Raw genomic sequence first — 20233 nt, 5'->3', positions numbered from 1 at the left:
TAACTTTGGCGGGCCCATTATACCCAGTCTGATATACGCCGCTTGGCGTCCTTCCTCTCTGCCTGCGAGCCTGCACCATGCCCAACCCCCATCTCAGCATCCTGGTGGTGGACGACGCCAAGTTTTCCAGTGCCATGATCGGTCGTGCCCTGAGCCAGGCCGGCTACCAGGACGTGCGCTTCGCCAGCAGCGCCAGCGAAGCGCTGCAGTTGCTGGAGCAGCGCCCGGCCAGCGTATTGCTGGCCGACTGGCTGATGCCCGAGATCGACGGCCTGGAGCTGACCGCGCGGGTGCGCCAGCTGGACGAGACGGCCGATCACTACACCTACATCATCCTGCTGACCGGCAAGGAAGGCGAAAACGTCCTCGGCGAAGCCTTCGACCGTGGCGTCGATGACTTCATCAGCAAGGCGGCGATGAACGAGCAACTGGTGCCACGCGTCTACGCCGCCGACCGGCTGTGCAATACCTTGCAGCGCCTGCTGCACGAGAACCGCATGCTGACGCAGAACATCGCCAGCCTGGAGCGGCGCAATCTGGTCGACCCGCTCACCGGCCTGGGCAACCCGCGCTACCTGCGCCAGAAGCTCGGCGACAGCCTGCGCCAGATCGAATCGCGCGGCGGCGCCGTGTGCTACCTGCTGATCGGCCTGCAGGATGCCGGGCAGCTGCGCAGCCAGTATGGCGACCGGTTCTTCAACGAATTGCTGCATGGCGTCGCGCGCCGCCTGCAGCAACTGGTGCGGCCACTGGACGTGCTGACCCGCCTGGATGACAACCACTTCGGCCTGATCACCCTGCTCGAAGACCTGCACGAATGCTCGCCGAGTAGCTTCAAACGCCTGCATGAGGGGCTAAATCTCAAGGCATTCAAGACCAGCGAGGGCTTCATCACCCTCAAGGCCGGTATCAGCCTGGTCGGGCTGGACGCCAAGGCCCTGCCAACCGACCCCGAGCAGCTGATCCAGCACGCGGAGAAGTTGCTCGCAGAGTCCTACGCCAGCGGCCGGGTCGCCGCCATGCGCCTGCCTCTGCCGTGACCTGGCACATCCTCGGCGCCGGCAGCCTCGGCAGTCTCTGGGCCACTCGCCTGGCCCGCGCCGGCTTGCCGGTCAGGCTGATCCTGCGCAACCGGCGACGCCTCGAAGCCTATCGCCAGGCCGGCGGCCTGACGCTGATCGAAGCGGGCCACGCCCAGCAGTACGCGATTGCCGCGGAACTGCCACAGACGGACACGCCAATCCAACGCCTGCTGCTCGCCTGCAAGGCCTATGGCGCGCAGGACGCGGTGACCAGTATCGCCACGCGTCTGGCCCCCGGTGCCGAGCTGCTGCTGTTGCAAAATGGCCTGGGCAGCCAGGATGAGGTCGCGCAACGTCTACCCGGCCAGCGCTGCCTGTTCGTCTCCAGCACCGAAGGCGCCTTTCGCCCTGCCGACTTCCAGGTGGAGTTCGCCGGACATGGCCACAACTGGCTGGGCGACCCGGGCAATCCCCAGCCGCCCACCTGGCTGAACGAGCTGCAGCGCGCCGGCATCGCCCACCAGTGGAGCCCGGACATCCTCGCGCGCCTGTGGCGCAAGCTCGCGCTCAATTGCGCGATCAATCCGCTCACCGTATTGCACGACTGCCGCAACGGCGGGCTGGCCGAACATCCGGCCGAGGTCGCCACCCTATGCGCCGAACTCGCCGAGCTGCTGCAGCGCTGTGGCCAACCGGCTGCGGCGGAAGATCTGCTCGAGGAAGTACGGCGAGTGATTCACGCCACCGCGGCGAACTACTCGTCCATGCATCAGGACGTAGCCCAGGGTCGCCGCACCGAGATCAGCTATCTGCTGGGCTACGCCTGCGCCGCGGCGCAGCGCCATCAGTTGCACTTGCCACACCTGCAGCACCTGCAACAACGCCTGCTCGGCCACCTGCAAGCACGCGGCCTGCCCGTGAACTAGCGGCCCAGGCCGTGGCAATGGCTGCCCCGGCGCGCTAACCTGCCCTTTTCATTCACCACAGCGATAACCTCATGAGACTGCGTCAGCGCCTGGAAAACCTGCCGGTTGGCCGTAAACTGCTCGCTGCGCTGCTGGTGTTGCTCGCCGCGGTGATGCTGGTGGCCAACCTGGCCTTTATCAGCGCGGCGTACTGGATCACTCAGGAGAGCATGGCGCCACAGGCCCTGCACACCCTCGGCCGGCTCATCGCCAGCCCGGCGCTGAGCGCGCAGGCGCTGCGCTCGCCGGACTCGGCCGAAGCACTACTAAAACGCCTGGACGAATACGCGCCGCTGCGTGCCGCGGTGATCTACGACGGCAACGGCAACAGCGTGGCGCAGTTGCAGCGCGGTGAAAAACTGCAGCTGCCGCAAGAGCTCGACGAACTGCAGAACTGGCGCGTAACCGCCTTCCGTACCAACCTGCTGGTCGAGCTGCCGCATCCAAGCGGCCGCCCCGGAGCGCTGTTGCTGGTCGCCTCCAGCGAGCTGCCTGGCGCGTTCTATACCGGCACCCTGACCGCCAGCCTGGTCATCCTGGCCTTCAGCGTGCTGCTCTGGCTGCTGGTGGCCAAACAGATCAAACGCCTGGTGACCAAACCCATCCGGCGTCTGGAAGAGCTCTCACGCCAGGTCACCCGCGAAGAGAACTATGCACTGCGTGCCAATCGCGGCAATCAGGATGAAATCGGCAGCCTGGCCGACGCCTTCAACACCATGCTGATGCGTATGGAGGCACGCGAGCAGCAGCTCAAGCGCGCCCGCGACGACGCCCAGCAGGCCTTCGACCAGGCGCAGAGCCTGGCCGAGGAAACCCGCCACTCCAATCGCAAGCTGGAGCTGGAAGTACAGGTGCGCAGCAAGATCGAGAAGAAGCTCACCGGTTTTCAGAACTACCTCAACAGCATCATCGACTCCATGCCTTCGGCGCTGATCGCCCTCGACGAACAGCTCTACGTGACGCAATGGAATCAGGAGGCCAGCGCCCTGTCCGGCACCCGCCTGGAGGAGGCGCTGAACCAACCGTTCTTTCTCGCATTCCCACCGCTCAAGCCGTTTCTCTCGCAACTCAAGCACACCGCCGAACAGCACAGGGTGGAAAAGATCGAGCGCGTGACCTGGCACAGGGGCGAGGATCCCCACCACTACGCGCTGACCTTCTATCCGCTGATGGGCAGCGCCGGGCGCGGTGTGGTGATCCGTATCGACGACATCACCCAGCGCCTGGCCCTCGAGGAAATGATGGTGCAGTCGGAGAAGATGCTGTCGGTCGGCGGCCTGGCCGCGGGCATGGCGCACGAGATCAACAACCCGCTCGGCGCCATCCTGCACAACGTGCAGAACATTCGCCGACGCCTGTCACCGGACCTGGAAAGGAACCTCGAACAGGCCGAGCAGGCTGGCGTCAGCCTGGCCGTCATCCAGCACTACATGACGGCGCGCGAGATACCGCGCCTGCTCGACGGCATCCAGCAGGCCGGCCAGCGCGCCGCCAAGATCGTCAGCCACATGCTCAGTTTCAGCCGACGTAGCGACCGCCAGCTCTCGCCCTGCGACCTGCCGGCGCTGATCGATCAGGCTCTGGATATCGCCGGCAACGACTTCGACCTGGCCGACAGCTTCGATTTCAGAACACTGGAGATCGTGCGCCAGTTCGACCCGATGCTGGGACCGGTAGCCGGTACCGCCAACGAACTGGAGCAGGTGCTGCTCAACCTGCTGAAGAACGCTGCCCAGGCCATCCATCAGCGCGATGACGAGGCCGAGCCCGGCCGCATCATTCTGCGCACCCGGCAAGCCGGCAACTGGGCGGAAGTTCAGGTGGAAGACAACGGCACAGGCATGAACGAAGCGGTGCGCAAGCGCATCTTCGAGCCGTTCTTCACCACCAAGGAGGTCGGCCAGGGCACAGGCCTCGGCCTGGCGGTCTCCTATTTCATCGTCACCAACAATCACAAGGGGCAGATGGAGGTGCACTCCACGCCGGGCCAGGGCACCTGCTTCACCCTGCGCCTGCCGTTGGCCTCGCTGCCCGAGAACACAGGACTCTGAGCCATGGGCTTTCGCCTCTCGAAGATCTACACCCGCACCGGCGACAAAGGGGAAACAGGCCTGGCCGATGGCCGCCGAGTCGGCAAGGACCACCCACGTATCGACGCCATCGGCGAGCTGGACACGCTCAACAGCCAGCTCGGCCTGCTGCTCGCCGACCTGGATGAAGCGGCAGCGACCAGACCGGGCTTCAAGGAGATCAGCGAGGTGCTGAGCCCCTGCCAGCACCGCCTGTTCGATCTTGGCGGCGAACTGGCGATGCCTGAGTACCAGGCGCTGCAAGCGGGGGAAATCGAACGCCTGGAGGCTGTTATCGACCGTTGGAACGAAGAGGTGGGGCCACTGGAAAACTTCATCCTGCCTGGCGGCTCGAGACTGATCGCTCAGGCCCATGTCTGCCGCAGCTTCGCCCGCAGCGCCGAGCGCCGCTGCCAGCACCTCAACGCCGTCGAGCCGCTACGCGCCGAGAGCCTGGCTTACGTCAACCGTCTTTCCGACCTGCTGTTCGTGGCCGCCCGTCTGATTGCCAGACGCCAGGGCGTTGCCGAGGTACTGTGGAAGGCGGTTGACAAGCCTTAGGGACAGCCCGATACGCCTGAAACCTCAAATTTGGAGAGGGTTAGGACCGAGCTCTGCTCGCGAAGTTTCTTAGACTCGCCGACGTTCGCGAGCAGAGCTCGCTCCTACAGGAATACGGCGTCCCACAAGGGATAATTGGCGAGCTGCTTGACCAAGCCGGCGCGCAAAGGGTTGGCGACGATATACCGAGCGATGTCACGTACATCATCCTCCCGGCGTAAAGCCCGGTCGTGGTAGCCGGATTGCCATATCTTGCCACTGCGCTGTAAACGCTGGTTGATCGCCTTGGCACTGCGCGACTTGACCTGCTGCAACAGCCTCTCCAAGTCGCACTGCCTCAGTTGAAGCAACCAGTGAAAGTGATCCGGCATAACAACCCAGCACAGCGAGTTGGCTAGCCCTTGCTCCTCAGCTAGACGTAATTCGTCGATCACAAGCCGCCCCACAAAAAAGTCGTGAAACCACGGCTGTCGCCGGTGGGTAACGGCTGTAATCGAATATATGCGACCAGACTCAGAAAAGCGGCCGCTTCGCAGATGAGACGTATGGTAACGGGGCATTCCTTGCCTCCAGCGTGTCCGATACCTCAGATATAGACGGTAGGAGCGAGCTCTGCTCGCGAAGCTTCTTGGACATAGCCGATGTTCGCGAGCAGAGCTCGCTCCTACAGACCATTGTTAGCCGGCCAGAACGCGCGGATACCCGCTACACCTTGCGCGCCGGTCTGCCAGGCGCGTTCGATATCGGCCGGGGCAACGCCGCCCAGCAGATAGGCAGGCAGGTTGAAATGGGTCAGCATTTCGCGCGCAGCCTCCCAGCCCAGCGGCTGTGCCTCAGGGTGCGTCGCGGTCGCCTGCACCGGCGACAGGGTGACGAAATCCACACCCATCTGCGCCGCCAGCGCCAGCTCCTCGGCACTGTGGCAGGAGGCCGCCAGCCAGCGATCCTCCGGGAAAGGCCGGCCACCCGCGGCATACTTGCGAATTTGCTCGGCAGTCAGGTGCCAGCCGGCAGCAGGAAAGTCTCCCAGCCACTCCAGCGGCCCCTTGAGCATCAGTTGCGCCTTGCCGGCGCACAGACCCTGCACGTCGACAGCCAGGTCGCGATACTGCGGATCGAACATGTTCGGCGCGCGCAACTGAATCAACCGTACTCCCTGCGTCAGAGCACTGCGGATACCGGCGAGCAGCTCACTCGGCTCCAGGCCATCCGGGGTGATCAGGTAGCGATCCGGCAGGCGCGCGGCGGCGACTATGGGCTTGTTGGCAGCCGGGAACTCATATTCCAGCAACTGCCGCTCGCTGGCCCAGGCCAGCGGCTGGCCTTCTGCGCCATGCGGCTCGCCACCGAAGGCCGAGACTTCCCAAACATCCAGCAACACCTGCTTGTCCGGGTAGTCGTGGCGAATCTGGATCAACGGACGCGCCGCTTGTGGACGAATGCCCAACTCCTCCTCCAGTTCGCGATCAAGAGCGACACGCACCGCCTCGCCCTCTTCCACCTTGCCGCCGGGAAATTCCCACAGGCCGCCCTGATGTTTGTCCTCGGGCCGCCTGGCGATCAGGATGCGTCCATCGACACCCCGAATCACCGCTGCGGCGACATGCACACGCTTCAACCCTTCACCTCCTGCAATGCCGCCTGATACCAGCGCTGGAACGCCGGCCAGCGATAGATGGTTTCGACATAGGCCGCTGCTGCTGTCGGCAGCGCCACACGATAGCTGCGCAGTCGCGCGGCGACCGGCGCATAGAAGGCGTCGGCGATGCCGGCTTGGCCGAACAGGTAGTTGCCGGCGCTGGCGTAACGCTCGCGGCAGCCGGCCCAGATCGCGCAGATGCGGTCTATATCGGCCTGCGCCGCGTCAGGCAGTTCGGCCAGTGCCTTGTCTCGCGCCAGGTCCATGGCCAGGTGGCTGCGCAGCGCGCTGAAACCGCTGTGCATTTCAGCGCAAATGCTGCGCGCCAGCGCGCGAGCCTGACGCTCCTGCGGCCACAGCTGCGACTCGGGATAACATTCGGCCAGATACTCGGCAATCGCCAGGGAATCCCAGACGGCGCCCTGCTCAGTCAGCAGAACCGGCACTTTACCGGTGGGCGAATAGCGCAACAGTTGTGCGCGACTGTCCGGCTGAAACAAACGTACCCGCAGCTCTTCGCAGTCGGCTCCGGCCAGATCGACCGCCAACGCCGCACGCAGCGACCAGGAGGAATAGTTCTTGTCGCCAATCACCAGTTGCAGTGCCATCTTGCGCGTCCTCGCCTAGGGTCTTGGAAATGATCTGAAGTCGCTCGACGTTAAAAGCCCGTCCTCCGAATAGCAAATTCCCGCGCGTCATGGGGTCATGAGGCGCGGGAATGACAGAACAGCTGCAAGCTAATCAGCGAGTGCCGTTCCCAACTCGGGCTCAAGGCCCTGGCTCTAACTTGCCGCTTGTGGCTTGCAGCTTGTAACCGCTTATGTCCGGTATTCGGCGTTGATCTTGACGTACTCGTGGGACAGGTCGGTGGTCCAGATGGTCTCGCTGCAGGTGCCGCGACCCAGCTCGATGCGGATGGTGATCTCCTCACGGGCCATCACCGCTGCGCCCTGCTCTTCGGTGTAGGTGGTGGCACGGCAGCCCTTGCTGGCGATGCAGACCTCACCGAGGAATACGTCGATCTTACTCACGTCCAGTTGCGGCACGCCGGCATAACCGACAGCCGCGAGGATGCGTCCCCAGTTCGGGTCGGAGGCGAACAGCGCGGTCTTGATCAGCGGCGAGTGGGCCACGGCATAAGCCACGTCCAGGCATTCCTGATGGGTGCCGCCGCCGTTGACCTGCACGGTGACGAACTTGGTCGCACCTTCGCCGTCACGCACGATGGCCTGCGCCACTTCCATGAACACGTCGAACACCGCCTGCTTGAGCTTGGTGAACAGCTCACCGGAAGCCTCGCTGATCTCCGGCAGCGCGGCCTGGCCGGTGGCGATCAGCATGCAGCAGTCGTTGGTGGAGGTGTCGCCGTCGATGGTGATGCGGTTGAACGACTTGTTCGCCGCGTCGCGCACCAGATCCTGCAGCACGCCTTGGGCAACCTTGGCGTCGGTAGCGATGTAGCCGAGCATGGTGGCCATGTTCGGACGGATCATGCCCGCGCCCTTGGAGATGCCGGTGACGGTGATGGTCACGCCATCGTGCTGGAATTGACGGCTGGCACCCTTGGGCAGGGTGTCGGTGGTCATGATGCCGGTGGCGGCGGCTTCCCAGTTGTCGACCTTGAGGTCATCCAGCGCGGCCTGCAGCGCGGATTCGATCTTCTCCACCGGCAGCGGCTCGCCGATCACACCGGTGGAGAATGGCAGCACGGCGCCTTCGGTAACGCCGGTCAATTCGGCCAGACGCGCACAGGCGCGGCGCGCACGGGCTAGGCCGTCCGCACCGGTACCGGCGTTGGCATTGCCGGTATTGGTCAGCAGGTAACGCACCTCGCCACCCAGACGCTCACGGGTGATCAACACGGGCGCAGCGCAGAACGCATTGGTGGTGGTCACCCCGGCGATACGCGAGCCCTCGGCGCAGCGCATCACCACCACATCCTTGCGCCCGGGGCGCTTGATGCCGGCCGAGGCGATGCCCAACTCGAAACCAGGAACCGGGTGCAGGGTAGACAGCGGGCCAAGACCAACAGCCATAAGGTGAGCTCCTTGTGAGACATTACCGACCGCCAGGCGGTCTGAAAGATGTTAAAACGCCGCGAGCGGCAGAGCCGTCGCGGCGTCATCGGGGCGGCAACAGCATAGCCGAAGCCCCTTCTACTGCAAGCGCCTTGGCGGCGCTCACCTGCCGTGATCAGCCGATCTGACCGTGGCAGTGCTTGTACTTCTTGCCCGAGCCACAAGGGCACGGCTCGTTGCGCCCTACCTTCGGCTCGGCGCGCACCGGCGCGGCAGCCACGGCGACATCGCCCTCTTCGCCTTCATTCTCTTCAGCCGCCAGCGCCGAGGCATCGGCGTGCTGGAACTGCATACGCTCGGCCATGGCTTCGGCCTCGCGACGCAGACGGGCTTCTTCCTCGGCCGGATCTTCGCGACGCACCTGAACGTGGCTGAGCACGCGGATGGCATCGCGCTTGATCGATTCCAGCAGTTCCTGGAACAGGGCGAAGGACTCGCGCTTGTATTCCTGCTTGGGGTTCTTCTGCGCGTAGCCACGCAGATGGATACCGTGGCGCAGGTGGTCCATGGTCGACAGGTGGTCTTTCCACAGGTCGTCCAGTACGCGCAGCAGAATCTGCTTCTCGAAGGTGCGCAGGGCCTCGGCGCTGGCCTGAGTTTCCTTCTCGTTGTACGCCGCCAGCAGCTCGGCGAGGATGCGCTCGCGCAGGGTTTCCTCGTACAGCTTGTGGTCTTCGTCCAGCCACTGCTGGATCGGCAGCTTGATGCCGAAGTCGCTCTGCAGGGTGGACTCAAGGCCGGCGACGTCCCACTGCTCCGGCATCGACTGCGGCGGAATGTGGTTGTTGACCGCGGCGGTCAGCACTTCCTCGCGGAACTCGGCGATGGTGTCACCGACGTTATCGGCAGCCAGCAGGCTGTTGCGCATGTGATAGATCACCTTGCGCTGCTCGTTGGCCACGTCGTCGAATTCGAGCAGTTGCTTGCGCATGTCGAAGTTGCGGCCTTCGACCTTGCGCTGGGCCTTCTCGATGGCATTGGTGACCATGCGGTGCTCGATGGCCTCACCGGACTGCATGCCCAGGGCCTTCATGAAGTTCTTCACCCGATCCGAGGCGAAGATACGCATCAGGTTGTCTTCCAGCGACAGGTAGAAGCGGCTCGAACCCGGGTCGCCCTGTCGACCGGCACGGCCACGCAGCTGGTTGTCGATACGGCGCGATTCGTGACGCTCGGATGCGATCACGTGCAGGCCGCCAGCCTCGATCACCTGCTGGTGACGCTTCTGCCACTCGGCCTTGATCTGCGCGATCTGCTCGTCGGTGGGGTTCTCCAGGGCAGCGACTTCCACTTCCCAGTTGCCACCTAGGAGGATGTCGGTACCCCGACCGGCCATGTTGGTGGCGATGGTCAGCGCACCCGGACGGCCGGCCTGGGCGATGATCTCCGCTTCCTTGTCGTGGAACTTGGCGTTAAGCACCTTGTGCTCGATACCTTCCTTGTTCAGCAGCAGGCTGACGTATTCGGAGGTCTCGATGGTCGCGGTACCGACCAGGATCGGCCGGCCCTGAGCCTGGCAGTCCTTGATGTCGGCGATGATCGCCTGGTACTTCTCTTCCTGGGTCAGGTAGACCAGGTCGTTGAAGTCCTTGCGCGCGATCGCCTTGTTGGTCGGGATCACCATCACGTCCAGACCGTAGATCTGGCGGAATTCGAACGCCTCGGTATCGGCGGTACCGGTCATACCGGACAGCTTGTTGTAGAGACGGAAGTAGTTCTGGAAGGTGGTCGAGGCCAGCGTCTGGCTCTCGGCCTGGATGTTCACCCCCTCCTTGGCTTCGATGGCCTGGTGCAGGCCCTCGGAGAGGCGGCGACCCGGCATGGTACGGCCGGTGTGTTCGTCGATCAGGATCACCTGGCCGTTCTGCACGATGTATTCGACATTGCGATTGAACAGCTTGTGCGCACGCAGGCCGGCGTAGACGTGTGTAAGCAGGCCGAGGTTGTGCGCAGAGTAGAGGCTTTCGCCCTCGGCCAGCAGGCCGGCTGCGGTGAGCATCTCCTCGACGTACTGGTGGCCGGCCTCGTTGAGTTCGACCTGGCGCGATTTCTCGTCGACCTTGTAATGGCCCTCCTGAGTCACCACGCCCTCTTCTTCCTCGATGTGTTGCTTGAGGCGCGGGATCAGCTTGTTGATCTCGATGTACAGCTTGGAGCTGTCTTCGGCCTGACCGGAGATGATCAGCGGGGTACGGGCTTCGTCGATGAGAATGGAGTCGACTTCGTCGATCACGGCGAAATTCAACTCGCGCTGGAATTTGTCTTCCAGGCTGAAGGCCATGTTGTCGCGCAGGTAGTCGAAACCGAATTCGTTGTTGGTGCCGTAGGTGATGTCGGCAGCGTAGGCGGCGCGCTTCTCTTCCGGCGGCTGGAAGGGGGTGACGATGCCCACGGACAGGCCGAGGAATTCGTACAGCGGACGCATCCAGTTGGCGTCGCGGCGGGCCAGGTATTCGTTGACCGTGACCACGTGCACGCCCTTGCCGGACAGTGCGTTGAGGTAGACCGCCAGGGTACCTACGAGGGTCTTGCCCTCACCGGTACGCATCTCGGCGATCTTGCCTTCATGCAGGGTCATACCGCCGATCAGCTGCACATCGAAGTGGCGCATGCCCATGACCCGCTTGCCGGCCTCACGGGCCACGGCGAAAGCTTCGGGGAGCAGTTTGTCGAGGGTTTCGCCTTTGGCCAGACGGCCCTTGAACTCTTCGGTCTTGCCACGCAGCTGCTCGTCCGAGAGGGCGATCATCTGCTCTTCGAGGACATTGACGGACTGCACCGCCTTGAGCATGCGTTTGACTTCACGCTCATTCTTGCTTCCGAAAAGTTTTTTAAACAGAGGCGCAAACATATCGACAGGATCTTCCGGCGAATGGATGGAGGTCGGCGCAAATCGCGACCTGGCAGCCTGCATGGCTGCGGGCGAAGGGGGCATTCTACCCGGAAAACCCGGTGAGGAAAGTGACGTTGTCAGCCCATTGCTGCCGCGTGATGGCGCAGGCCACGCATCCCCAGCGAACCGGGGGCGCGGCGCGAAACGTTATATGAGGGTCGCATGCTGGCAATTCAAGGGCAGCGCAAAAGCGGCATGCTCACTCGACGCTGCTGGCACGCGCGATGTACAGCGCAGGGTTGACCTGACGGCCATCCTTGCTGACCTCGAAATGCACGTGATAACCGGTGGAGCGCCCCGTGCGACCGACCTTGGCGATGGTCTGACCGCGCTGCACCAGATCACCGATCTGCACGGTGTTGCTCTGGTTGTGCGCATAGAGCGTGACGTAGCCATCGGCGTGGCTGATTTCCACGGTATTGCCGTAACCGCTCTTCTTGCCCGAGAAGGTCACCACCCCCGCCGCCACGGAAACCACATCGCTACCGGGCTTGGCGGCGAAATCCATGCCCTTGTGCATGCTCGAACGGCCGGTCAGCGGATGCACGCGCCGGCCGAAAGGCGACGACACATAACCTTGCAAAACCGGACGTCCGGACAGTGTTTCAGCTTCGTTCAGGCGACGTTCGCCAAGCAATTGCTCCAGCACTTCCAGCTGCTGTTCGCGGCTTTCGACACGCAGGGCGAGTTCATCCAGCGCGTTCATGAAGGGTGGCGGCGTGTACGCCGAAGCGCCGAGGGCATCTTCCGCACCGCCCTGGCCAACGCTCAGGGAGAAGTCGAACTCGCCGGCATCCAGCTCTGCCAGCTCGGTGAGGCGCTCGCCCAGGGCATCGAGCCGGGTCAGGCGCGCCTGCAGTTCGGCGACGTGCACGGCGAACGCATCGAGCTGACGCTGGGCGTCCTTACGTACTGCACCGACCTGCTCGCGCTGCTGGTCGAGCGCGTCTACCAGCGAGGCGTCGACCACAGGCTCGGCTGTCAGCCACTTGGCGCCCAGCGCGGCACCAGCGCCCAGGCTCATGACCAGCAATAGGACGGCCGACAGCAGCAACCAGCGCAGGTTTAGATGGATCGTTCGCGCCGAACCGTGACGGCTGTTGAGCAGAATGATATGCATGGTTTCCCCATTTCGCAGAACACAGGCCGGCAGCACGCTCTGCTACCATGACGGCTCTGCAATCAAAGGCCTCCTGCCATGACGTTTCGTCCCTTGCCGGCTCAGGCACCCGCTAAGCTGTTACGCGAAGCCAAGCCCCTGAAAGCGCTGTTCGGTCAGGCGCAACGCCTTACCCACCTGCAGCGTCTTGTCGAAAGCCAGCTACAACCAGCTGCCCGGGAACACTGTCATGTAGCGTCCTGGCGTGAAGGCTGTCTGCTATTGATCGTGACCGATGGCCACTGGGCAACACGCCTGCGTTATCAGCAAAGAAGGCTGCAACGACAACTGCAGGCACTCGAAGAATTCGCGACCTTAACGAAAATCCTGTTCAAGGTGCAACCTCAAGGCGGCCAGAATCGTGGAACCGGTCGCACCCTGCACTTGTCCAATAGCGCCGCCCAAAGCATTCAGGCGACCGCCGAAGGTATCAGCGACCCCAGGCTGCGCGCCGCATTGGAGCGCCTGGCCAGTCATACCCAGAAAGGCGAATAACGCCTCGCTCCGTTCGTCGGCAAACTCCCGCTCGCGCCCTACGCCAGGCAAATGGCGCCAGAAATTTCCCTACAATTATTAGGCTTGCCACAAGACTGGCAAATAAATGTGTGCTTTCGGTGTTGGCACTATCCATTGGCGCGTCGCCTGATCTGATGGGTTTCGCCCCTTACGGGCGAGTCACTTTCTCTTGCTTGCCCAAGAGAAAGTAACCAAAGAGAAGGGCACCCCGCCATCCGGCCTCGGCTGCGCCGGGGTTCCCTCGCTCCATCACCGCTCCAGGGGCACGCCGTGAAGGGCCATCCCTGGCCCATCACGGCTCTCGCGACATCCATGTCGCTCACCCCCTTCCACGGCGATTCCACTCGGCCTCCTGAAGGGGACTTGTGCGTCGTCTATGAGATCGCGCTTCAAGGGCAAAAGCCAAACGCTCAACGCACGCGGTAATAGTGCTAAGTCAGTAAGCGATACGCACACAAGCTTGCCAGTACGGTGTCAAACCGCAACTTCCCCAAACTATGCGAAGAACCATAAAAAAGGCCACCCGAAGGTGGCCTCAAATAAAGCTGGAAAGAGAGTAGGTTTACACTGCCGCAACCGGGCGCATGTAAGAGATCGGTGCGAGCTTGGCGTCCTCGAAGGTCACCATTTCCCAGGCATCGGTCTGCTCGATCAGGGTGCGCAGCAAACGATTGTTCAGTGCGTGACCGGACTTGAAGCCCTTGAACTCGCCGATCAGGCTGTTACCCAGCAGGTACAGGTCGCCGATGGCGTCGAGAATCTTGTGTTTGACGAATTCGTCCTCGTAACGCAGGCCGTCCTCGTTAAGCACGCGATACTCGTCGACCACGATGGCGTTTTCCACACTGCCACCGAGCGCCAGGTTCTGCGAACGCAGGAACTCGATGTCACGCATGAAGCCAAAAGTGCGGGCCCGGCTGACTTCTTTGACGAAAGACGTGCTGGAGAAATCCACACTGGCACTCTGCGTACGGTTGCGGAACACAGGGTGATCGAAGTCGATCTCGAAGCTCACCTTGAACCCGTCGAAAGGTACGAAGGTGGCGCGCTTGTCGCCCTCCTCCACGGTTACCTCACGCAGGATGCGGATGAACTTCTTCGGCGCTTCCTGCTCCTGCAGGCCGGCGGATTGAATCAGGAATACGAAGGGACCGGCGCTGCCATCCATGATCGGTACTTCGGACGCGGAGAGCTCGACGTAGGCGTTATCGATGCCCAGGCCTGCCATGGCCGAAAGCAGATGCTCTACCGTGTCCACCTTGACATCACCATTGATCAACGTGGTCGACATGGTGGTTTCACCGACATTCCCGGCCAATGCGCGGATTTCCACGATCGGGTCGAGATCGGTGCGACGAAACACGATACCGGTGTCCACCGGAGCCGGCTTCAGGGTCAGGTAAACCTTTTCCCCCGAATGCAGGCCAACGCCGGTGGCACGGATAATGTTCTTCAGGGTGCGTTGTCTGATCATGGCTTGGCCGCTATATCGCTAGTTGCGAACTGTTTTCAACAATGGTCGGGAATGATAGCAGAACCGACCTTTGCTGAACACCAATCACCCATATACTCCTGATAAATTTCATCAATCAGCCTGGCGACGCAGGAAAGCCGGAATATCCAGGTAATCGAGATCGTCCTGGGTATTGAGCTTGGCTGCAGTGGCCGCGCCGCTGTGGCTCTGACGCTGCACGGTCGGACGCTCGTAGTCCTTGTAGTTGACCGACTGCTCGCTGCGCGGCTGCGCGACGGGCTGCTGGGCAACCGGCTGGCTGACGGCGACCTGCACGGTGTTGTCGACCACCTTGACCGGTTTTTCCATGCGCGCGCCGAGACCAGTGGCAACCACGGTAACGTGCAGCTCATCACGCATGTCGGCGTCGATCACGGTGCCGACCTTGACGGTGGCCTGCTCGGAAGCGAACTGCTCGATGATGCTACCCACGTCGGAGTACTCGCCCAGGGACAGATCCGGACCGGCAGTGATATTGACCAGGATGCCGCGAGCGCCCTGCAGGTTGACGTCTTCCAGCAGCGGGTTGCGGATGGCCGCCTCGGTGGCTTCACGCGCACGGTTCGGACCGCTGGCGCAGCCGGTGCCCATCATCGCCATGCCCATTTCGCTCATCACGGTCTTCACGTCGGCGAAGTCGACGTTGATCATGCCCGGGCGCTTGATGATGTCGGAGATACCGCGCACGGCACCGGCCAGCACGTCGTCAGCCTTGGCGAAGGCGGACAGCAGGCTGGCATCCTTGCCGAGGATGGTCAGCAGTTTTTCGTTGGGGATGGTGATCAGCGAGTCGACGCTCTCGGCCAGCGCACGGATGCCTTCATCGGCGATGACCATGCGCTTCTTGCCTTCGAACGGGAACGGACGGGTAACCACGGCCACGGTGAGAATGCCCAGCTCCTTGGCCACTTCAGCGATGACCGGCGCGGCGCCAGTACCGGTACCACCACCCATGCCGGTGGTGATGAACACCATGTCGGTGCCGGAAAGCACTTCGGCGATGCGCTCGCGATCTTCCAGCGCGGCCTGACGACCGACTTCCGGATTGGCGCCAGCACCCAGGCCCTTGGTCACGCCCGGGCCGAGCTGCAGCACGGTGCGCGCACCGATGTTCTTCAGCGCCTGCGCATCGGTGTTGGCGCAGATGAACTCGACGCCCTCGATGTTGCTGACAGCCATGTGATTGACCGCGTTACCGCCGCCACCACCGACACCGATGACTTTGATCACCGCGCTTTGTGGAATGTTGTCTACTAGTTCGAACATGATCCCTCTCCTTCCTTTCTAGTTGTGTAACGCCTACTGCAAAATTTAGAAATTGCCTTGCACCCAACGCTTGATGCGTTCGAGTACCGGGGTTTTGCTCTCGTCCTGATAAGGACTACCCACCGACATGGAAATGCCGTCGTTCTGCTTCTGCAGCCCGTACATCAGCAAGCCCACACCGGTGGAATAAATCGGGTTGCGCACGACATCGGCCATGCCCTTGACGCTGTGCGGCACGCCGAGGCGTACCGGCATGTGGAAGATTTCCTCGGCCAGCTCCACCGCGCCTTCCATCTTCGCCGTACCGCCAGTCATGACGATGCCGGCTGGAATCAGGTCTTCGTAGCCACTGCGACGCAGCTCGGCCTGAACCAGAGTGAACAGCTCGTCGTAACGCGGCTCGACAACTTCAGCCAGGGACTGACGCGACAGGTCTCGCGGCGGACGATCACCGACGCTCGGCACCTTGATGGTTTCGCCGGCACCGGCCAGCTTAGCCAGCGCGCAGGCGTAGCGGATCTTGATCTCCTCGGCGTACTGGGTCGGCGTACGCAAGGCCATGGCGATGTCGTTGGTCACCTGATCACCAGCGATCGGGATGACTGCGGTATGGCGAATCGCGCCTTCGGTGAAGATGGCGATATCGGTGGTGCCACCGCCGATGTCCACCAGGCACACGCCCAGCTCCTTCTCGTCCTCGGTCAGCACCGAATAAGCGGATGCAAGCTGCTCGAGGATGATGTCATCGACTTCCAGGCCACAGCGGCGCACGCACTTCTCGATGTTCTGCGCGGCGTTCACGGCGCAGGTGACCACGTGCACCTTGGCTTCCAGGCGCACGCCGGACATGCCCAGCGGCTCGCGCACGCCTTCCTGATTATCGATCACGTAATCCTGCGCCAGGGTGTGCAATACCCGCTGGTCCGCCGGGATGGCCACGGCCTGTGCAGCGTCGAGCACGCGCTCGATATCGGCCGGGCTCACTTCTCGATCGCGGATGGCGACGATGCCGTGGCTGTTGAGGCTGCGGATATGATTGCCGGCCACGCCGACGAACGCCGAATGGATGCGGCAACCGGCCATCAGCTGCGCCTCTTCCACGGCGCGCTGAATCGAGGCCACGGTGGACTCGATATTGACCACCACGCCTTTCTTCAGCCCGCGCGACGGATGGGTGCCGATGCCGACGATTTCCAGCTGGCCGTCGGCCGTCACCTCGCCCACCAGCGCCACCACCTTGGAGGTGCCGATGTCCAGGCCAACGATCATCTTGCCGCTCTGCGCGCTACTCATTTAGTCCTGCCTCTTCTCAATTCACTTTCTGCTCGGCCGCAGCCGGCTCCACCGGCTCACGCCAGGCCACGGCCAGACCGTTGGCATAACGCAGGTCGATGCGCGCGATGTTCGCGCTCTGTTCCTTCAGCTCCCGCTCGTAGATGGCGGCGAACCGACGCATTTTTTCCACCACGTGATCACGCCCCAACAGGATGTCGATACGCTGGCCGCTGGCATTCTCGGTAGCCGAGAGGAACCAGCTGCCGCGCTCACGCAGTTGCAGCCCGACCACGGTAAAGCCCATCGGCCGCAGCAGCTGGCTGAGCATCTGATATTGCTGCATCACCTTCGGCTGCGCGCGCTTGGGGCCGGACAGCTGCGGCAGGTGCTGGTAGTTGTCCAGCTCCTGCGGCGCGAACGCCTGGCCCTGGTTGTTGAGCAGCGCCTCGTCACCCCAACGAGCGATGGGCAGTTGTTCTTCCAGGCGCACGTCGATCTGATCCGGCCAAACGCGACGCACTTCGGCGTGGGCTATCCAGGGCATGCGCTCCAGTTCCTCGCGCATGCCGCGCAGGTCGGCGCTGAAGAAGCTCGCCTCGATGAACGGCGCGATCCTCCGCTGTACCGCCTGCTGACTGACGTAAGCCAGATCACCCTGCACGCTGATGCGCGCGATCGGGCGGTCAGCGTAAGGCAGCAGCCGCTGTGCACCTTCGTAGGCGCCAAAGCCCAAACCGACCAGCAGCAGCGGCCAGAGCACACGCCCGACCCAGGAGAAATCCGGTTTGGGCATGCGCAGGCGCATCGGCTCCTTGGCCACCAGACGGCTGGCGCCACGCGGCGCGGGCTTACCGCGCAGCGGAGCCCTCAGCGTGTCCTGGTGACGCAAAGCCACTATCATGACTTAACCCCTCGCCTCAACGCTGTCGGCCAGGATCGCCAGCACCAGTTGCTGGAAATCCAGACCCGCAGCGCGTGCGGCCATCGGCACCAGGCTGTGATCGGTCATGCCCGGTACGGTGTTCACTTCCAGCAACCAGAACTGGCCGCTGGCGTCCTGCATCACGTCTGCGCGCGCCCAGCCCTGAGTGCCCACGGCCTCGCAGGCGCGTGCGGTCAGCGCCTTAAGCTCGGTTTCCTTCTCGGCGGACAGGCCACAAGGAATGCGGTACTGGGTGTCATCGGCCAGGTACTTGGCGTCGTAGTCGTAGAAGGTGTGCGGAGTGCCGAGACCAATGGGCGGCAGCACTTCACCACGCAACACGGCGATGGTGTACTCGGGGCCGGCGATCCACTGTTCGACCAGCACCTGGCTGTCATAGCGGGCGGCGTCCTGCCAGGCAGCGATCAACGCCTCCAGGCTTTCCACCTTGGCCATGCCGATGCTCGAGCCCTCATGGGCCGGTTTGACGATCAGCGGGAAGCCCAGCTCTGCCGCGGCGGCTTCGCAATCGGCCTGCGAGGTCAGCACGGCGTGACGCGGCGTCGGCAGGCCGAGGCTGTGCCAGACCTGCTTGGTGCGCAGCTTGTCCATGGCCAGCGCCGAAGCGAGGATGCCGCTACCGGTGTAGGGAATGCCGGCGCATTCGAGCAGGCCCTGCATGGAGCCGTCCTCACCACCGCGACCGTGCAGCACGATGAACGCACGGTCGATCTTCTCGCTGTTCAGGCGAGCCAGGAAATCATCACCCACATCGATGCCGAAGGCGTCCACGCCAGCCGCCTGCAGGGCGCTGAGCACCGCATTACCGGATTTCAGCGACACCTCGCGCTCGGCGCTCTTGCCACCGAACAGCACGGCGACGCGGCCGAACGCCTTGGGATCGAGGGTACTGTGCAAACTCATTTCGACTCCCCCACGAACAGTGGGTGCTTGATCAATTGCGGCGCCACCGCGCCGATATCGCCAGCGCCCTGGCACAGCAGAATGTCGCCGGCGCGCAGCAGGGGTCTGAGCAGCGGCGCCAGGTCGGCGCCACGCTCGACGTAGATCGGGTCGAGCTTGCCGCGCTGACGAATGCTGTGGCACAGCTGACGGCTGTCGGCGCCCGGAATCGGCTCCTCGCCGGCCGGGTACACCTCAACCAGCAACAGCACGTTGGACTCACCGAGCACCTGCACGAAGTCGTCGTACAGATCGCGGGTACGGCTGTAGCGGTGCGGCTGGTAGACCATGACCAGGCGACGCTCCGGCCAACCGCCGCGTACGGCCTTGATCACCGCAGCCACTTCACGCGGGTGATGACCGTAGTCGTCCACCAGCATCACGCTGCCGCCATCCACCGGCAGTTCGCCGTAGACCTGGAAGCGCCGGCCGACGCCCTGGAAGTCCGCCAGGCCGCTGACGATGGCGGCATCGTCGATGCCTTCGTCGCTGGCGATGGCGATGGTTGCCAGTGCATTGAGCACGTTGTGATTGCCCGGCATGTTCACCGACACGTCGAGCGGCTCGCAGTCCGGGCGCAGCACGGTGAAATAGGTGCGCATGCCTTGCTGACGTACGTTGATCGCACGTATATCAGCATCTTCGGAGAAGCCATAGGTCACGGTCGGGCGACCGACCTGCGGCAGCAGCTCGCGCACCACCGGGTCGTCGACGCAGAGCACGGCCAGGCCATAGAACGGCAGGTTGTGCAGGAACTCGACGAAGGTCTTCTTCAGCCTGTTGAAGTCGCCGCCATAGGTGCTCATGTGGTCGGCGTCGATGTTGGTGACCACCGAAACCATCGGCTGCAGATGCAGGAAACTGGCGTCGCTCTCGTCCGCTTCTGCGATCAGGAAGCGGCTGGAGCCGAGCTGGGCATTGGTACCGGCCGCATTCAGGCGGCCACCGATGACGAAGGTCGGGTCCAGGCCGCCGGCGGCGAACACCGAAGCCAGCAGGCTGGTGGTGGTCGTCTTGCCATGGGTGCCGGCCACCGCGATACCGTGGCGGTAGCGCATCAGTTCGGCGAGCATCTCGGCGCGCGGCACCACGGGAATACGGCGCTCCAGTGCGGTGGCAACCTCCGGGTTGCTGGTGTTGACGGCGCTGGAGACCACCAGCACGTCAGCCTGCTCGGCATTCTCTGCGCGATGCCCGATGAAAATGGTCGCGCCGAACTTTTCCAGGCGCTCGGTCACGGCCGAGGCCTTGAGGTCCGAGCCGGACACTTCGTAACCTAGGTTGAGCAGCACTTCGGCGATCCCGCACATGCCGACGCCGCCGATACCGACGAAGTGAATGCGGCGGATACGACGCATGCGCCGCACTTCAGCCTTGACCGCAGCAGGCGAC

General features: G+C 63.2%; 16 protein-coding genes and 1 pseudogene. 5 read left to right on the top strand and 12 right to left on the bottom strand.

Translation table 11 applies throughout. The features are described from left to right. Positions 1–74: 74 nt before the first annotated feature. The 4 genes and pseudogenes from B2U07_RS19825 to B2U07_RS19810 all read left to right on the top strand — a co-directional run. Positions 75–1040, top strand: a pseudogene (locus B2U07_RS19825) (response regulator); the annotation flags it as partial. Then, the gene (locus tag B2U07_RS19820) at positions 1037–1948 is read left to right on the top strand and encodes a putative 2-dehydropantoate 2-reductase (protein ID WP_296277583.1); all 912 of its coding nucleotides are present in this window, start codon (positions 1037–1039) and stop codon (positions 1946–1948) included. The pseudogene B2U07_RS19825 and the gene B2U07_RS19820, both read left to right, overlap by 4 nt. A gap of 71 nt (positions 1949–2019) precedes the next feature. Continuing rightward, positions 2020–4038 carry an ATP-binding protein gene (locus B2U07_RS19815; protein ID WP_296277582.1) on the top strand — a complete coding sequence of 673 codons (2019 nt, stop codon included), beginning with the start codon at positions 2020–2022 and terminating at the stop codon, positions 4036–4038. Positions 4039–4041: 3 nt separating this feature from the next. After that, a complete protein-coding gene (locus B2U07_RS19810) occupies positions 4042–4617 on the top strand; it encodes a cob(I)yrinic acid a,c-diamide adenosyltransferase (RefSeq protein ID WP_296277581.1) in 576 nt (191 codons plus the stop codon). Positions 4618–4721: 104 nt separating this feature from the next. On the opposite strand, the gene B2U07_RS19805 is transcribed toward B2U07_RS19810, so the two are convergent. The 6 genes from B2U07_RS19805 to B2U07_RS19780 form a co-directional block, all read right to left on the bottom strand. Next, complete coding sequence (locus tag B2U07_RS19805) at positions 4722–5177, bottom strand: REP-associated tyrosine transposase (RefSeq protein WP_296277580.1); 456 nt, start codon at positions 5175–5177, stop codon at positions 4722–4724. 104 nt (positions 5178–5281) lie between these two features. Then, complete coding sequence (locus tag B2U07_RS19800) at positions 5282–6235, bottom strand: Nudix family hydrolase (RefSeq protein ID WP_296277579.1); 954 nt, start codon at positions 6233–6235, stop codon at positions 5282–5284. Next, positions 6232–6864 carry a glutathione S-transferase family protein gene (locus B2U07_RS19795; RefSeq protein ID WP_296277578.1) on the bottom strand — a complete coding sequence of 211 codons (633 nt, stop codon included), beginning with the start codon at positions 6862–6864 and terminating at the stop codon, positions 6232–6234. The genes B2U07_RS19800 and B2U07_RS19795 overlap by 4 nt, the downstream gene beginning before the upstream one ends. A gap of 210 nt (positions 6865–7074) precedes the next feature. After that, a complete protein-coding gene (gene argJ / locus B2U07_RS19790; protein WP_275547053.1) occupies positions 7075–8292 on the bottom strand; it encodes a bifunctional glutamate N-acetyltransferase/amino-acid acetyltransferase ArgJ in 1218 nt (405 codons plus the stop codon). Between the two features lie 157 nt (positions 8293–8449). Beyond that, positions 8450–11185, bottom strand: a complete 2736-nt coding sequence (gene secA, locus B2U07_RS19785) for a preprotein translocase subunit SecA (RefSeq protein WP_296277577.1) — start codon at positions 11183–11185, stop codon at positions 8450–8452. Positions 11186–11426: 241 nt separating this feature from the next. Beyond that, a complete protein-coding gene (locus B2U07_RS19780) occupies positions 11427–12347 on the bottom strand; it encodes a M23 family metallopeptidase (RefSeq protein ID WP_296277576.1) in 921 nt (306 codons plus the stop codon). 78 nt (positions 12348–12425) lie between these two features. Here B2U07_RS19780 and B2U07_RS19775 point away from each other — a divergent pair, with 78 nt between their 5' ends. Beyond that, entirely contained in the window at positions 12426–12881 is a 456-nt protein-coding gene (locus B2U07_RS19775) for a DUF721 domain-containing protein (RefSeq protein ID WP_041976983.1), read from the top strand. A 583-nt stretch (positions 12882–13464) separates the two neighbouring features. On the opposite strand, the gene lpxC is transcribed toward B2U07_RS19775, so the two are convergent. The 6 genes from lpxC to murC form a co-directional block, all read right to left on the bottom strand. Beyond that, on the bottom strand, positions 13465–14376 hold the full coding sequence (gene lpxC / locus B2U07_RS19770) for a UDP-3-O-acyl-N-acetylglucosamine deacetylase (protein ID WP_024307034.1): 912 nt from the start codon (positions 14374–14376) through the stop codon (positions 13465–13467). Between the two features lie 111 nt (positions 14377–14487). Continuing rightward, positions 14488–15681, bottom strand: coding sequence for a cell division protein FtsZ (gene ftsZ, locus B2U07_RS19765; RefSeq protein ID WP_197857471.1), 1194 nt, complete (start codon positions 15679–15681; stop codon positions 14488–14490). 45 nt (positions 15682–15726) lie between these two features. Then, positions 15727–16974, bottom strand: coding sequence for a cell division protein FtsA (ftsA, locus tag B2U07_RS19760; RefSeq protein ID WP_147810556.1), 1248 nt, complete (start codon positions 16972–16974; stop codon positions 15727–15729). Positions 16975–16990: 16 nt separating this feature from the next. Then, positions 16991–17857 carry a cell division protein FtsQ/DivIB gene (locus B2U07_RS19755; RefSeq protein WP_296277575.1) on the bottom strand — a complete coding sequence of 289 codons (867 nt, stop codon included), beginning with the start codon at positions 17855–17857 and terminating at the stop codon, positions 16991–16993. Positions 17858–17860: 3 nt separating this feature from the next. Then, positions 17861–18802 (bottom strand): D-alanine--D-alanine ligase, encoded by a 942-nt coding sequence (locus B2U07_RS19750; RefSeq protein WP_296277574.1) that lies wholly within the window; start codon positions 18800–18802, stop codon positions 17861–17863. Next, positions 18799–20199 (bottom strand): UDP-N-acetylmuramate--L-alanine ligase, encoded by a 1401-nt coding sequence (gene murC / locus B2U07_RS19745; RefSeq protein WP_296277638.1) that lies wholly within the window; start codon positions 20197–20199, stop codon positions 18799–18801. The genes B2U07_RS19750 and murC overlap by 4 nt, the downstream gene beginning before the upstream one ends. Positions 20200–20233 lie beyond the last annotated feature (34 nt).

The organism is Pseudomonas sp. UBA7530 (assembly GCF_002479365.1).
Lineage (GTDB): Bacteria > Pseudomonadota > Gammaproteobacteria > Pseudomonadales > Pseudomonadaceae > Aquipseudomonas.
This window is presented reverse-complemented; position numbering and strand designations above follow the sequence as displayed.

Coding starts and splice junctions, on each gene's coding strand:
- lpxC (WP_024307034.1), bottom strand. CDS start 14,376: ATGATCAGACAACGCACCCTGAAGAACATTATCCGTGCCACCGGCGTT.
- B2U07_RS19750 (WP_296277574.1), bottom strand. CDS start 18,802: ATGAGTTTGCACAGTACCCTCGATCCCAAGGCGTTCGGCCGCGTCGCC.
- murC (WP_296277638.1), bottom strand. CDS start 20,199: ATGCGTCGTATCCGCCGCATTCACTTCGTCGGTATCGGCGGCGTCGGC.
- B2U07_RS19775 (WP_041976983.1), top strand. CDS start 12,426: ATGACGTTTCGTCCCTTGCCGGCTCAGGCACCCGCTAAGCTGTTACGC.
- argJ (WP_275547053.1), bottom strand. CDS start 8,292: ATGGCTGTTGGTCTTGGCCCGCTGTCTACCCTGCACCCGGTTCCTGGT.
- secA (WP_296277577.1), bottom strand. CDS start 11,185: ATGTTTGCGCCTCTGTTTAAAAAACTTTTCGGAAGCAAGAATGAGCGT.
- B2U07_RS19780 (WP_296277576.1), bottom strand. CDS start 12,347: ATGCATATCATTCTGCTCAACAGCCGTCACGGTTCGGCGCGAACGATC.
- B2U07_RS19805 (WP_296277580.1), bottom strand. CDS start 5,177: ATGCCCCGTTACCATACGTCTCATCTGCGAAGCGGCCGCTTTTCTGAG.
- B2U07_RS19815 (WP_296277582.1), top strand. CDS start 2,020: ATGAGACTGCGTCAGCGCCTGGAAAACCTGCCGGTTGGCCGTAAACTG.
- ftsZ (WP_197857471.1), bottom strand. CDS start 15,681: ATGTTCGAACTAGTAGACAACATTCCACAAAGCGCGGTGATCAAAGTC.
- B2U07_RS19755 (WP_296277575.1), bottom strand. CDS start 17,857: ATGATAGTGGCTTTGCGTCACCAGGACACGCTGAGGGCTCCGCTGCGC.
- B2U07_RS19810 (WP_296277581.1), top strand. CDS start 4,042: ATGGGCTTTCGCCTCTCGAAGATCTACACCCGCACCGGCGACAAAGGG.
- ftsA (WP_147810556.1), bottom strand. CDS start 16,974: ATGAGTAGCGCGCAGAGCGGCAAGATGATCGTTGGCCTGGACATCGGC.
- B2U07_RS19795 (WP_296277578.1), bottom strand. CDS start 6,864: ATGGCACTGCAACTGGTGATTGGCGACAAGAACTATTCCTCCTGGTCG.